The 14831-nt window shown below is 68.3% G+C and carries 6 protein-coding genes; 3 read left to right on the top strand and 3 right to left on the bottom strand.

Annotation, left to right across the window (positions count from 1 at the left end; all coding sequences use genetic code 11):
* Positions 1–591 precede the first annotated feature (591 nt).
* On the bottom strand, positions 592–1767 hold the full coding sequence (locus tag F1193_RS07905) for a M20 aminoacylase family protein (RefSeq protein ID WP_150097136.1): 1176 nt from the start codon (positions 1765–1767) through the stop codon (positions 592–594).
* 280 nt (positions 1768–2047) lie between these two features.
* On the opposite strand from F1193_RS07905, the gene F1193_RS07900 reads away from it, so the two are divergent.
* A complete protein-coding gene (locus F1193_RS07900; protein ID WP_150097135.1) occupies positions 2048–2539 on the top strand; it encodes a response regulator in 492 nt (163 codons plus the stop codon).
* 710 nt (positions 2540–3249) lie between these two features.
* On the opposite strand, the gene F1193_RS07895 is transcribed toward F1193_RS07900, so the two are convergent.
* Complete coding sequence (locus F1193_RS07895) at positions 3250–6090, bottom strand: sulfide/dihydroorotate dehydrogenase-like FAD/NAD-binding protein (protein WP_150097134.1); 2841 nt, start codon at positions 6088–6090, stop codon at positions 3250–3252.
* Positions 6087–11066: a 2-oxoacid:acceptor oxidoreductase family protein gene (locus F1193_RS07890; protein ID WP_150097133.1), complete on the bottom strand. Its 4980-nt coding sequence runs from the start codon at positions 11064–11066 to the stop codon at positions 6087–6089. The genes F1193_RS07895 and F1193_RS07890 overlap by 4 nt, the downstream gene beginning before the upstream one ends.
* An 897-nt stretch (positions 11067–11963) precedes the next feature.
* On the opposite strand from F1193_RS07890, the gene F1193_RS07885 reads away from it, so the two are divergent.
* Together F1193_RS07885 and nifA are read left to right on the top strand one after the other, a co-directional pair.
* A complete protein-coding gene (locus tag F1193_RS07885; protein ID WP_150097132.1) occupies positions 11964–12752 on the top strand; it encodes an SDR family NAD(P)-dependent oxidoreductase in 789 nt (262 codons plus the stop codon).
* Between the two features lie 315 nt (positions 12753–13067).
* Positions 13068–14822 (top strand): nif-specific transcriptional activator NifA, encoded by a 1755-nt coding sequence (gene nifA / locus F1193_RS07880; RefSeq protein ID WP_150097131.1) that lies wholly within the window; start codon positions 13068–13070, stop codon positions 14820–14822.
* Positions 14823–14831: the final 9 nt, after the last annotated feature.

Below are 14831 nucleotides of genomic sequence, written 5' to 3'. Positions count from 1 at the left end.
CGAAGGCCCGCGCCCCGGGACCGTCATCCGGAAGAGGTGTCTTGTCCTGCAGACGATCCCGGGTCTTCGCTTCGCTCCGCCCGGGATGACGACGTGTCATAACGGGCGTCGTCCCGGGCAAGGGCCGAAGGCCCGCGCCCCGGGACCGTCATCCGGAAGAGGTGTCTTGTCCTGCAGACGATCCCGGGTCTTCGCTTCGCTCAGCCCGGGATGACGACGTGTCATAACGGGCGTCGTCCCGGGCAAGGGCCGAAGGCCCGCGACCCGGGACCGTCATCAGGAAGAGGTGTCTTGTCCTGCAGACGATCCCGGGTCTTCGCTTCGCTCCGCCCGGGATGACGACGTGTCATAACGGGCGTCGTCCCGGGCAAGGGCCGAAGGCCCGCGCCCCGGGACCGTCATCCGGAAGAGGTGTCTTGTCCTGCAGACGATCCCGGGTCTTCGCTTCGCTCCGCCCGGGATGACGAAGCGCGGGGCTTGGTAGGGCGGGATCGCGAAGCGTATCCCGCCGCGCTGCTGCCCGGCGCCCGCCGCCCCATCGGCGCAATACGCTGGCGCTTTGCGCCCTACGGCGTCGCCCGGGATGCCGCGCTATCCCACCGCCGGCAGGCGGGTTTCCACCAGCCGCACCCAGAACGACACGCCGGCCGGGATGAGCTGGTCGTTGAAGTCGTAGGCCGGGTGGTGGAGGCTCGCCGAATGCTCGCCATTGCCGGCGAAGATCAGCGCGCCCGGCCGCTTCTCCAGCATGAAGGCGAAGTCCTCGCCGCCCATCACCGGCGCGGCATTGGCCTGCACGCGGTCGTCGCCGGAGATCTCGCGGGCCACCGCCGCGGCGAACTCGGTCTCGCGCGGGTGGTTGCGCAGCACCGGATAGTCGCGCCGGTAGTCGGCGCGGGCGGTGGCGCCGTAGATGCGGGCGGTGGCCTCGACGATGTGGGCGATGCGGGCCTCCAGCAGGTCGCGCACCTCGGCGGTCAGGGCGCGGGCGGTGCCGCGCAGGTGGGCGGTCTGGGGGATGACGTTGTCGGTGTGGCCGGCCTGGAACATGGTGATCGACACCACGCCCGAATCCAGCGGATCGAGATTGCGCGACACCACCGACTGCAGCATCTGCACGATGGCGGCGCCGACCAGCACGGTGTCGACGGTCGCGTGCGGCCGGGCGGCGTGGCCGCCCTTGCCCTCGATGTCGATGAACACCCGGTCGGCGGAGGCCATCAGCGGCCCCGGCCGGGTGGCGAAGGCGCCCACCGGCAGGCCCGGCATGTTGTGCATGCCATAGACCTCCTGGATGCCGAAGCGCTCCATCAGCCCGTCGTCGATCATCGCCTTGGCGCCGGCGCCGCCCTCCTCGGCGGGCTGGAAGATCACCACCGCCGTGCCGTCGAAATTGCGAGTCTCGGCGAGGTACTTGGCCGCGCCCAGCAGCATAGCGGTGTGGCCGTCATGGCCGCAGGCGTGCATCTTGCCGGGCGTGGTGGAGGCGTAGGGCAGGCCGGTTGCCTCCTCGATGGGCAGCGCGTCCATGTCGGCGCGCATCGCCACCACCCGGCCTGTGCCCGGCCGGCGGCCGTGAATGACGCCGACCACGCCGGTGCGGCCGACACCGGGCACCACCTGGTCGACCCCGAAGCTGGCGAGCCGCTCGGCGACCCGCCCGGCGGTGCGATGCACGTCGTACTGCAGCTCGGGGTGCTGGTGGAAATCGCGGCGCCAGGCGGAAATCTCTTCCGTCAGGGCCGCGACTCGATTGACGACCGGCATGTCATCCTCGTCGGCTGGGGGAAACACCTAATGAACGCCGCTGCGGCGGCGCGGTCAACAGCGGCGTGACGTGGAGGACGACATTCCCAAAGGGAATGCGGGTGTGCGGCGGGGCGGCGGATGCTTGCGGCCAGCAACCGCCGACTCAGCAAGCTTGAGGCCCGCGACCGCCGACTCGGCAGGCTTGAGGATGAATACGTAAAGCTGAGTACGGAACGACGTCAGTCCGGTCCGGTTGTCTTCGAATTGCCGGAACCGGCAATGTGCCCAATTGTGCTGTATGATGATTGGAAACAGGTCCCTCCGCATCCTTGTGGTCGAAGACGACATCATGGTGGCGCTCGACGCCGCCGAGATTCTGCAGGGCGCAGGCTACAACGTCATCGGCGTCGCTGACGATTTCCAGGAAGCCTTGCGGGTCGACGCGGTGCGCCCGCCGGATCTGGCGCTGGTCGACCTGCACCTGATGGGCGGCTATTCCGGCGTGGCCGTGGCCGCCGCGCTCGGCAAGCGCGGCATCGACTGCCTGTTCGTCACCGGCAGCGCGCCCGACCGCGCGGCGGAAGCCTATGCGCTGGGCTGCCTGCTCAAGCCGTTCGACGACCGCTCGCTGGTGCAGGCGGTGGGCGCGGCCGAGGACGTGCTGGCCGGCCGGCCGGTGCGGCCGCTGCCGCGCAATATGCGGCTCTACCGGCGCTTCGCGGTGCCGCGTACCGACGGCGCGTCCATCCTGCCGCCGTCGGAGGAGATCCTGCCGGTCTCGGGCGGGTGAGGCTGTCGTCCCGGGCAAGCGGCTGAAAGCCGCGCGACCCGGGACCGTTTTCAGGACGGGGTGTCTTTTCTTGAGGACGATCCCGGGTCTCGGCTTGCGCCTCGCCCGGGATGACGAAGCACGGAGGACGATCCCGGGCTTGGCTTGCGCCTCGCCCGGGACGACGAAGCGCGGAGGACGATCCCGGGTCTCGGCTCACGCCTCGCCCGGGATGACGAAGCGCGGGGCTTCGTAGGGCGGGATCGCGAAGCGTATGCCGCCGCTTATGACGCGTGTCCCTTCGGCGCAATACGCTGGCGCTTTGCGCCCTACGGTGTCGCGCGGGTGACGGGAAGAGGCTGTCGTCCCGGGCAAGCGGCTTTAGCCGCGCGACCCGGGACCGTTTTCAGGACGGGGTGTCTTTTCTTGAGGACGATCCCGGGTCTCGGCTTGCGCCTCGCCCGGGATGACGAAGCACGAAGGACGATCCCGGGCTTGGCTTGCGCCTTGCCCGGGACGACGAAGCGCGGAGGACGATCCCGGGTCTCGCTGATGCTCGCCCGGGATGACGAAGCACGGAGGACGATCCCGGGTCTCGGCTTGCGCCTCGCCCGGGATGACGAAGCACGAAGGACGATCCCGGGCTTGGCTTGCGCCTTGCCCGGGACGACGAAGCGCGGAGGACGATCCCGGCGCGGCGCGGTGCGCCGGCCGGGATGACGCCTCAGGCCTCACGCCAGGCCGTGGGCTTCCTTGGAGCGCTGCTCCTGGGTCTTGAACGCGCCGAAGCGCGGCAGGAACTTGTCCCAGTCGATGATGTGGGCGTCGATCTCCGGCCCGTCGATGCAGGCGTGCTTGCGCACCAGCTTGCCGTCGATCATCACCGGCACCATGCAGGCGCCGCACATGCCGGTGGCGTCGACCATGATCGAGTTGAGGCTCGCCACCGTCTTCACGCCGTACGGCTTGGTGAGGTCGGAGACCACGCGCATCATGATCGGCGGGCCGATGGTGATCACCTCGGCGATCCTGCGCCCCTTCGACGTCTTGTCGTTCTTCAGCATCTCTTCGAGCGGCGTGGTGACGAAGCCCTTGAGGCCGAACGTGCCGTCATTGGTGGCGTAGATCACGTCGAGCTGATCGCCCCATTTGGCCTTCAGCTTGCCCATGCGCTCGTCCTCGCCCGTCCAGAACAGGAAGTCCTTGGAGCGGAAGCCGGCGATCAGCGTGACGTGGTTGCCGAGTTCGAGGTGGGCCCGGGCGATCGGGTACACCGGCGGCAGGCCGACGCCGCCGGCGGTGAACACCACCGTCTGGTCGGGCCCGTACTTGTGCAGCTCGCTGGCCTGACCCAGCGGGCCGGCGATGCCGGCAAACGCGTCGCCGATCGCCATCTTGTTCATGAGCAGCGTCGAGGTGCCCATGCCCTGGATCACGAGGTCGATGGTGCCTTCCTCGGCGTCCCAGTCGGCCAGCGTCAGCGGGATCAGCTCGCCGTCGTCCCAGGCCAGCACGCGGACGAACTGGCCGGCCTTGGCCGAGCGGGCGACCATCGGCGCGCGGACCTTGAACTCGACGATGCCGCCGGCGAGCGGGATCTTGTCGACGATGGTCTGGGCGACCTGACCCAGCTCGGTGTAGCGGGCGGCCTTCTCGACGCGGTCCTTGATCTCGGCGGCGTCGAACGGAATGTCGCCGACGATCTGGCGCGCCGCCGCCTGGCCGTCGCCCGCCGCCATGATGGCGGTGGAGCCGCCGCGCGCGGCGTCGCCGCCCGAATAGACGTCGGGGATCGAGGTCGCCTTGGTCTTCGGCTCGACCTCGATGGTGCCCCACTTCGACACCTTCAAGGTGGGCTCGGCGTCCTTCATGATCGGGTTCGCCGTGTTGCCCAGCGCCATGATCACGAGGTCGACCGGCACGCGCTCGGTCTCGCCGGTCTTCACCGGCGCCCGGCGGCCCGACTTGTCGGGCGGGCCGAGCTCGTTGACGTCGAGGATCGCGTGGGTGACGAAGTGGGTCTTGTCGTCGCCCAGGAACTCGCTCGGCGCGCGCAGCACCTTGAGATTGATGCCTTCTTCGAGCGCGTGGTGCAGCTCTTCCACGCGGGCCGGCATCTCGCTCTTGGTGCGGCGATAGACGATGGTGACGTTGGCGCCGAGACGCCGGGCGGTGCGCGCCGCGTCCATCGCGGTGTTGCCGCCGCCGATCACGAACACTTCCTTGCCCTTGGTGTCGGGCAGGGGGGTCTCGTACTTGTCGTCGATCGCCCGCATCAGGTTGACGCGGGTGAGGAACTCGTTGGCCGACATCACGCCGAGCAGGTGCTCGCCCGGCACGTTCATGAAGGTCGGCAGGCCGGCGCCGGTGCCGACGAAGATCTTCCAGAAGCCGTTGGCCTTGAGGTCGTCGAGCGTCGCGGTCTTGCCGACCACGAAGTTCTTGACGAACCGGCCGCCGAGCAGGTTGATCTTCTTGACCACGTCGTCGATCAGCGTGTTCGGCAGGCGGAATTCCGGGATGCCGTAGCGCAGCACGCCGCCCAGCTCGTGGAACGCCTCGAACACGGTGACGGGATAGCCCTCGACCGCGAGCAGATAGGCGTTGATCAGGCCCGAGGGGCCGGAGCCCACCACCGCGATCGGCGGCTTCTCGGCCTTGGCCCACGGCGACACCACGCCGCCGAAACGCTCCTCAGGCGACAGGCCGACCAGCTTCTCGTGCTCGGGCAGGAACCATTCCAATTGGCCGATCTCGATCGGCCGCTTGGTGTGGGTGCACACGCCCTGGCACTGAAGCTCCTGCGGACAGACGCGGCCGGTGACGTTCGGCAGCGGGTTGCAGCTCTCGATCAGCTCCAGGGCCTGACGGAACTTGCCCTGGCCGAGCAGGTCCAGCATCTCGGGGATGTGGATCTTGACCGGGCAGCCGCCCTTGGGGTCGGTCTTGCCGTGGATCAGCACGCCAAGCTCGCACGGCTTGTCGGCGCACTGCTTGTCGCGCAGCACCTCCAGCCACACGAACAGCTCGACCTCGCGGGTCGAATAGCCGAGCGCGCGGTAGCCGAGATAGCCGGTGTTCACCAGCTCGAAGTCGACCGAGCGCTCCTCGGGCGGGCGGATGTAGGGCGGGATGAAGGTCTCGCCCGGCCAGCCCTCGGAGAGGCCCTTGAACATCGGGTAGCGGTCGGCGAGGTGGTCGTCGATCGCCTTGATGAACTTGCGCTTGAACTTGAGCGGCATGCCCCAGATGAAGCGCAACAGCACCACGCTCATCTCGTCGTCGCGCAGCAGCAGCTGCCACAGCGTCCTGGTGAACGCCGCGCTCAGCTCCTCCTGCTGGAACTCCCAGGCGATGGCCGTAACGCCGTCGGCGACGAACATCGAGCGCAGCGACTTGGGATCGCCGAGCAGGCGCTTCTTGAGCAGGTCGAGCTGCTTGTTGAACAGCTCGACCGCGGCGGTCTGCTCAAGCTGGGCAAGCTCGCTCCGGCTCGCCTCCAGCGTGCTGGCGGTGCGGGCGTAACGGACGAGATCCTCGTTGGAGGCCCCTTGGGGGGAGGTGGTGCTCATCGAATGATCTCCGCATCACAGTTGGCGGCGACCCGGGCCACGCGGCTCTTGAGATCCGGCGTCACCGACACCTTCTCCAGCGCTCCCGGAATGGTGTGGGCGACCTCCTTGGCGGCGCCGTCGACCATGATCACGGTCTTCTCGAAGATCTCCGAGACCTGCTGGTAGCAGGTCTTGCAGTTGGTGCACTTCTCGACGTCCTCGTCATGGATGAAGGGAACGCCGGCGCCCGAGCCGTTGGCGCCGGCCGGTGCCGCCGCAGCCGCAGCCGGTGCCGCCGCCGCGCCGCCGAAGGGCGACAGGGCCTGGGCCAGCGCGCCGTTGGCCGGGGCGGAGGAGGCGGCGGCCAGCTCGCTCATCGCGCGGGCGATGGTGTCGAGCGAGGACTCCTTCTCGGTCATCGCCTGCTCGTAGCGGGACTGCAGCGCCGCCAGCTCGGTGCGGTGGTCGGCGTCGAGCTTCTCGATCTCGCGGCCGGCGAGATAGCGCAGCGTCCGCCAGTACTTCCGCCGCTCCTCGACGAGGTGGACGATGGCGCTCGACACCTCCAGCTTGATGAGCTGCCGGTTGTCGTCGGTTCCCCACACGAACGGCGCCTTGCCGGCGCGCGCAGCCTGCGGCAGCTCGACATACTCGTGGATCGCCACCGCATTGGTGTCGTCCTTGAGCTTGCGGAACTGCTTCATGAAGCGCGTTTCGTCGCGGGCGAAGTCGGCCGGGGTCAGCGGCACCTGCATCAGCTTGGTCTGGCCATCCTCGACATAGGTGAGGGTGGTGGTGGTCCAGTCCTTGTCGACGTCCGGGTTGCCGTCGAGCGAGAAGCGGCTCTTGAGGCCGGTCTGGCGCGGGTCGTGGACGAACACCGGGCTCATGCGGCTCTCGACGGCGAGGCGGGCGCGGCGCGCCGCCGCAGCGTCGGCGATGCCGTGCTCGGCCTGGCAGGGGGTGTAGACGTCGAGCACCGCCGGCGAGGAGGAGTGGTTGAGATACTCCATCACGCTCTTCAGGAAGTGGCCCTGGATCGCGGTCGAGGTCTGCACCACGAACACGTTGGGGTGGAACGCGGCGATCAGGCCGAGCTCCTTGCGGTCTTCCTGCTTGCCGGGGTGGGCGGCGCCGAACCGCGACAGATCCGAGTCCTGGCCGGTGAGGCTCGCCGTCGAGGTCTGGCCGCCGGTGTTGGAATAGACGCCGGTGTTGAGCACCACCACCTTGACCGGGGTCGAGGTGGCGAGAAGCCGCGACAGCGCGCCGAAGCCGATGTCGTAGGTGGCGCCGTCGCCGCCCATCGACACCACGGTCGGCAGCAGCGCCATCTCGTCCGGCGTGAAGTCCTTCCAGCTCAGCGTCCTGTAGGCCTTGTCGTAGAGACCGGAATCATAGGCGTCGGCCAGCTCCAGCCTGGCGATGCGCAGCGCCTTGACGTCGTCCACCGCCGAGGCGGTGAGACCCTCGAACAGGCCCTTGGCGACCGCCGGGGTGTCCTGGAACAGCGAGTTCACCCACGGGTCGTTGTAGGGGTTGAAGGGGAAGGTCGAGGCGTAGACCGACGAGCAGCCGGTGGCGTTGGCGATCACCGCCGAGGCCGGGCCGTTGCCGGTCGGGCCGCTCTCCAGCAGGAACTGGCGCTTCTCCAGCGTCGCGATGACGGTCGAGATGCGCTCGCGGCGGGCGGCGTCGTCCTGCACGGCGGCCAGCTTGGCCTTGAGCCGGTCGATCAGCGCCTCAAGCTCGCGCAGATGGTCCTTGCGGCGCCTGGTCTGGATGGCGTGGTTGGACGCCAGCACCAGGCGGATGGCGGTGACTTCGCCGCAGCCGCGGCAGGCGCCGTGGCCGCCGGTGGTCGAGTAGTAGTTGGCGCGGTCGAGCATCAGCCGCTTGGTGTCGCCGCCCTCCTTCAGCGCGCTGTCGGTGAAGCGCGTGGGCGTGTTGGCGGTGTGGCTGAGGAACTCGAAGCGCGCCTGCAGCGTGTCGAGCAGGGCAGCGTCCTGCTGGCGCTCCTTCAGCGCGCCGGGGCCGCACACGTCGATGCACTCCAGGCACCCCGAGCACTTCCACGGGTCGATGGCGACCGAGTAGAGGCCGCCGGTGCCGGGCTTGTCCTTCTCCATGGCGTCGAAGAACGGCCGGGTGCGGGCCACCGGGAACAGCGCCAGCGTCTCGGCGAGACGGCCGAGGTTGCGCTTGAGCGTGGCGTTGTCGGTGTCGATGCTGGCAGCCGCCTCGGCCACCGCCGCGTCGAACGCGATGGCATCCTTGGTGGCGCGATAGACCTCGCGCACCGCCTCGGCCAGCGGGTAGAGCTGGCCGCGCAGCGCGTCGCGCTGGGCCTCCGGCACGTCGAGGTGCTTGATGCCGGTGGCCAGCAGGTCCTGGATGTCGTGGACGGTGTTGGGGATGGCGGCATCCGGGCACACCAGCGTGCATTCCATGCAGCCGGTGCAGAGGTCGGGGTCGAACTCCGGCACGTCGCGGCGGAACAGGCCCTTGTCCTTCCACGCGGCCGAGCCGGCGGGAATGAACATGCCCGAGCCGGGCAGCACGGGGGCCTCGGCGATGGTGCCGTCGCGGAACGGCGCGGCGATCATCTCGTCATAGTATTCGCGGTCGAAGAAGCCTTCGCTCGGCGCGATGCCGCCGGTGCGGCACATCGCGGCCGAGATGGCGACGGTGCGGGCGGCCTTGGCTGTGGTCTCGGCCTCGACGGCGGCGAACTCCGGCAAGGTGTAGTCGAGCGCCTGGGTTGCCTCCAGGCCCTCCTTGATCACCGCCATGTTGCCTTCGACGACGGCGCCGCCCTTGGAGCCGAACTTCTTGGCGATCTGCTGGCGCACCTTGGTGAGGATGGTGTCCAGCGAGGCGCCGGCGGTGATGCGGTCGACCTTGCCGCACACCGCGCCGATGAAGGCGATGCCCATCATGCGGGTCTCGAGCTCCGGCGTCGGCGCGTGGCGCTTGGCCACCGCGAAGCCGTCGACGATGAACATCTTGATCTTCTTGTCGCGGATGGTCTTGCGGGCGCGCTCCGGCAGCTCCTTCCACACGTCGAGCGGGGAGAGGTTGGACTGCAGGACGAAGGTGCCGCCCTCGACCAGGCCGCGCAGCGGATTGGCGTGGCTGAACACCTTGTGGTCGGGCGACACGACGATCTCGACGTCCTCGAGATCGGCGTTGGTCAGCTTCACCGTCTCGGGGCTCAGCGTGATGTAGTAGTTGGTCGGCGCGCCGCTCTTCTCGGAGCCGTATTTCGGCGCGGCCTTGGAGTGCAGGTCGAGCACGCCGGCCAGGATGTCGGTGAGCAGCTTGCCGGTGGCCACCGTGCCGTAGCCGCCGACCGAGTGGAAGCGGATGCGGAAGGCCGAGGGCGGCAGCAGGTTCGGGTTGGGCTCGGTCTCGAGCGCCATCAGCTCGGTGTCGGGATAGGCGGCCTTCAGCCGCTCCTGCAGCGCGGCGAGCTTGGGCGAGGGGTTCTTGGCGAAGAACTGCGAGCCGAGATAGACGAACGGCGCGTTCTTCGTCTCCATGTTCTTGAAGGCGGCGACGAGGTGGCGCGGCTGCAAATCGTGGGCGCCGAGGCCGAAGATCGCGGTGGTGATCTTGGGCAGGGTCTTGATGGCCGGGATGCCGGGGTGGCGTTCGCCCGCGGCGTTCTCGACGCCCTTGAACAGCGCCTGGGTGACGAAGCTGGTGAGCGCGGTGACGTCCGAGCGCTCCAGCACGGTGACGGCCTTCTTGCCGACCAATGCTGCGACCAGTTCCGCCTCCGGGAACGGCTGCAGCAGCTTCACCGACACCACGCCGACCTTCTTGCCCTGGCTGCGCAGATAGGTGGCGACGGCCTCGGCGTCGTCGGTGACCGAGCCCAGGCCGACCACCACGTGCTCGGCGTCCTCGCACATGAAGGTGTGGACGGGCTTGTACTCGCGGCCGGTGAGGGCGGAGTACTCGGCCATGGCCTCGCGCACGAAGCGCGGCACCTCGGCGACGAAGTGGGTGCGGTGGTCGACCGAGCCGGCCTGGAAGTCGGGCTGGTTCTGCACGCCGCCGGTGAGGCCGGGATTGTTGATGTCGACCAGCGCCGGCACGCGCTGGCGGGTGCCCTTCTCGAAGGCGTTCAGCCACTGGCGGCGCCACTGGCCCTGCAGCTCCTCGGGGATCCAGCGCAGCGTGGCCTCGATCAGGCCGCCGTCATTGTCGGACTCGATCACCGAGGCGTAGGTGTCGAGATACTCCTTGATCTTGACGAAGGCGTCGCCGGCGAAATCGCCCTGGTGCTTGCCGAGATACTGCTTGAGCTGGAACACCCGGCCCTTGGCGCCGAACAGGATCTCCTGGGCGACGGTGGGGCAGGGCATGCGGCCGGCCGGGTCGCCTAAGAACTCGTGCAGCAGTTCCGGCTCCGGCATCAGGGCTTCGCACATCATGTGGCTGGTGGCGAAGCCGTCCATGGCGTTGGCGACCGGGATCAGCGAGTTGGCGCTCACTTTATAGGCAATGGCGGCGAGGTCGGCCGCTTCCTGCGGGTTGGAGCCGAACAGGATGGTGTAGCCCGACTGCAAGAGCGCATAGACGTCGTCGTGGCCGGCCATCACGTTGAGCGAGTGCTTGGTGACGACGCGGGCGGCCACCTGCAGCACGAAGCCGCCGACGCGCTTGCCCACCGTGACGTAGTGGGATTCAAGCCCGTACAGGATGCCCTGCGAGGAGGAGGCGTTGGAGACGTACTTGCCGCCGGTCAGCGCCGCGCCGAGCGCGCCCGACTGGGCGGAGTGCTCGCCCTCGGGCTCGAAGAAGAAGGGGTGCTTGCCCCAGACGTTGCAGCCGCCGCCGGCGCGGAACGCTTCATAGATCTCGGAAATCTCGGTGGACGGGGTGATCGGATAGCCGATAACGCCGCCGCAGACGTGGCCCATGACCTGGGCAACCGCGCCGTTGCCGTGAATTACGCTGGGAATGCCGGGATACTTTGCGTTCATGTGCCAAGTCCGTATGGGTAAAGCGCATCGCGCGACCTGCTCCGAACGAGCATCGCGTCCACTCGCGGGGGTCGCTGCCCACCGCAACGCCACGCCGCGCTTATAGTGCCTGTGACGTTGGCATGTCCATGTCCACTTTTTGGCTAGACCGTTGCCGGAGGCCGCCGATTGGGGGAAGAACCTAGCGCCGGCAGACTAGTTCGCGGATCCCGCAAGTCGTTCGCAAACCAAACTCAGCGGAATCCCTGGACGTCCGTTCGAAAACAACTCGCCACTTCTGTGTGCGGCGTTCATCCGTAAGATGTCGCATGACACTATGACGCGATCCTTCCCTAGGTGCTTGGGCGGCACAGAACGAGAACCGTTGCGCCCCGTGTTGCGGCGCACACAATCCTGTTTGGAACCCGACAAAGTCAGGGAGCCCGCGCGCGCCGCCGCCGCCCAAACATCGCCCATCTGGTGTGGAAATTGCTTCGGCTGATATTCGCTTGTCGTGAAAACCCGTCATGATCCCTTCATGCGGTTTCCGGCCTACAGGGCCGGAAACCGCATTCAGATCGCCGAAGATCCCGTTGTCGAACAAGGATCTTTCGGAGAGACCGTTTCCGGTATCCCGAAGGGATCGGCCGGAAACCGCATCACGGACCGCCGGGGAACGGCGGTCCGCAGCGCAGGACTGAGGCCGTGACCGACGCTCCCCCCGCCCCGCCGTCCGCTCCGGCCCTCGCATCGGCCGATCGGCCGCCCGGCTGCCCGTCATCCGCGCACGCATCGTCCGCGCACGCGCCATCCGCGCAGACGCCCGTTCAAGCGCCATCCGTTCAAGCGCCATCCGTTCACGGGCCGGCCCCGGCCGCGGGCGGCGGCTGCCCGGTCCATTCGGCGGACCCGGCGGCGATGCACGCCCACGCCGAGGGCCATCCGCACGCCCACCCGCACGCGCTGCCCGACCTCGGCCGGACCATGGTGCTGACCGGCGCCTCGCGCGGCATCGGCCACGCCACGGTGCGCCGCTTCTCGGAGACCGGCTGGCGGATCATCACCTGCTCGCGCCAGCCCTTCAACCGCCAGCGCTGCCCGTGGGAGGAGGGGCCGGACGACCATGTGCAGGTCGACCTGTCCGACCGCCGGGCGCTGCAGCTCGCCATCCACGACATCAAGGCCAAGCTTGGCGGCAAGCCGCTGCACGCGCTGGTCAACAATGCCGGCGTGTCGCCCAAGACCGAGGAAGGGCGGCGGATGAGCTCGCTGGTGACGCCGGTGGATACCTGGCTGCAGGTGATCCAGGTGAATTTCCTCGCGCCCATGCTGCTGGCGCGCGGCCTGTTCGAGGAGCTGGCGGCGGCGCGCGGCAGCGTGGTCAACGTCACCTCGATCGTCGGCTCGCGCGTCCATCCCTTCGCCGGGACCGCCTACGCCACCTCCAAGGCGGCGCTGGCCTGCCTGACTCGCGAGATGGCCCACGATTTCGCCCCGCACGGCATCCGGGTCAACGCGATTGCCCCGGGCGAGATCAAGACCGAAATTCTATCGCCGGAAACCGCCGAGCGGCTGGCGCCCACCATCCCGATGCGACGGATCGGCACACCGGAGGAGGTGGCGGAGGTGATCTATTTCCTGTGCTCCGACGCATCGAGCTACGTCACCGGCACGGAGATCGAAATCAATGGCGGACAGCATCTGTAGACAGGGAGCGCCCGGACCGGCCTGCCGGCCGGGAACCTTCTCGACGGAAGGGCGTCGAATAGGCAGCGGGACTACGTATAATGCCGTGAGTGTGATGGCAGCGGCCATCGCCAAATCGGCGGGACAGCGGATATGATTCCGACAAAGTCACAGTATCGCCTGCAACAATGCCTGCAGCCCGCACGGGGGCGTGACGGGCTGCAGGCATAACGGACAAGACAAAACGTCAATTTGAATGTATTTTAAAATCCAACATGCACCGAACAAACATAACAACGGGGGAGCGAAGCGCCCACGAGCGACGGGAATGAAACGATGAACCACGGTCCCCTTGATGTTCTCGTCCCGACGTCGCACGCAACTGCAGGTGCTTCCGTGCCGTTCAGCGAGATCGCGCTCACCGGCGTCTACGAGATCTCGAAGATCCTGGCCTCGCCGAACCGGCTGGAGACCACGCTGTCCAACGTGATGGGCCTTCTGTGGTCCTTCATGCAGATGCGCCACGGCATCATCTCGCTGCTCGCCGACGACGGCGTGCCCGACATCGTGGTCGGCGCCGGCTGGAGCGAGGGGTCGGACGCGCGCTACCGCGCCCGCCTGCCGGAACTGGCGGTCGGCCAGATCATCGCCACCGGCGTGCCGCTGGTGGCCCAGAACATCGCCGGCCATCCGCTGTTCAGCGAAGCCGACATTGCCGCCATGCAGGGCGGCGACGACGCCTCCACCGTCTCCTTCATCGGCGTGCCGATCCGCATCGGCGCCAAGGTGGTGGGCACGCTGACCATCGACCGCATCTGGGACGGCAAGGCGGTGTTCCGCTTCGACGTCGATGTGCGCTTCCTCACCATGGTCGCCAACCTCATCGGCCAGACCGTGCAGCTCCACCGCGTGGTGGCGCGCGACCGCGACCGGCTGATCGCCGAGACCCACCGGCTGCAGAAGCAGCTCTCCGAGTTCAAGGTGCCGCCCGACAGCGGCAAGCCCGTCAAGGTCGGCGGCATCGTCGGCGACAGCCCGGCCATCCGCTCGGTGCTGCGCAAGATCGAGATCGTCGCCAAGTCGCACTCGCCGGTGCTGCTGCGCGGCGAATCCGGCACCGGCAAGGAGCTGTTCGCCCGCGCCATCCACGAGATGTCGCCGCGCGCCGACGGCCCGTTCATCAAGGTCAATTGCGCCGCGCTGCCCGAGTCGGTGCTGGAATCAGAGCTGTTCGGCCACGAGAAGGGTGCGTTCACCGGCGCGCTGAATGCGCGCAAGGGCCGCTTCGAGCTCGCCGACAAGGGCACGTTCTTCCTCGACGAGATCGGCGAGATCTCGCCGGCCTTCCAGGCCAAGCTGCTGCGCGTGCTGCAGGAGAGCGAGTTCGAGCGGGTCGGCGGCACCAAGACCATCAAGGTCGACGTGCGCATCGTCACCGCCACCAACCGCAATCTGGAGGAGGCGGTGGCGCGCAACGACTTCCGCGCCGACCTCTACTACCGCATCAGCGTCGTGCCGCTGCTGCTGCCGCCGCTGCGCGAGCGCAAGACCGACATTCCGCTGCTCGCCGCGGCGTTCCTGGAGCGCTTCAACGCCGAGAACGACCGCAAGCTGACGTTCGCGCCGGGCGCGCTCCAGGTGCTGTCGAACTGCTACTTCCCCGGCAATGTGCGCGAGCTGGAGAATTGCGTGCAGCGCACCGCCACGCTCGCCCACGGGCCGGTGATTACCCACGACGATTTCGCCTGCCGGCTCGACCAGTGCCTGTCGTCGGTGCTGTGGAAGGGGCAGGCGGCAGCCTCGGGCAACCGGCCGCTGCCGGAAATCCCGCTGCCGGTGGCACCGCAGACCCACACCCACCCCCGCGCGCCGGTGGCCGAGGCGGAGCCGCCGCCGCCCGTCCGCGATGAGCCGCTGCCCGACGCTTACCCGCTCGACGGCCACCGCGGCGCGGCCGAGCGCGAGCGGCTGCTCGACGCCATGGAGCGCTCGGGCTGGGTGCAGGCGAAGGCCGCACGCATCCTCGGCATCACGCCGCGCCAGATCGGCTACGCGCTGAAGAAGCACGGCATCCCGATCAAGCGGTTCTGAGAGACAAGA

This window comes from Blastochloris sulfoviridis (assembly GCF_008630065.1).
Lineage (GTDB): Bacteria > Pseudomonadota > Alphaproteobacteria > Rhizobiales > Xanthobacteraceae > Blastochloris > Blastochloris sulfoviridis.
This window is presented reverse-complemented; position numbering and strand designations above follow the sequence as displayed.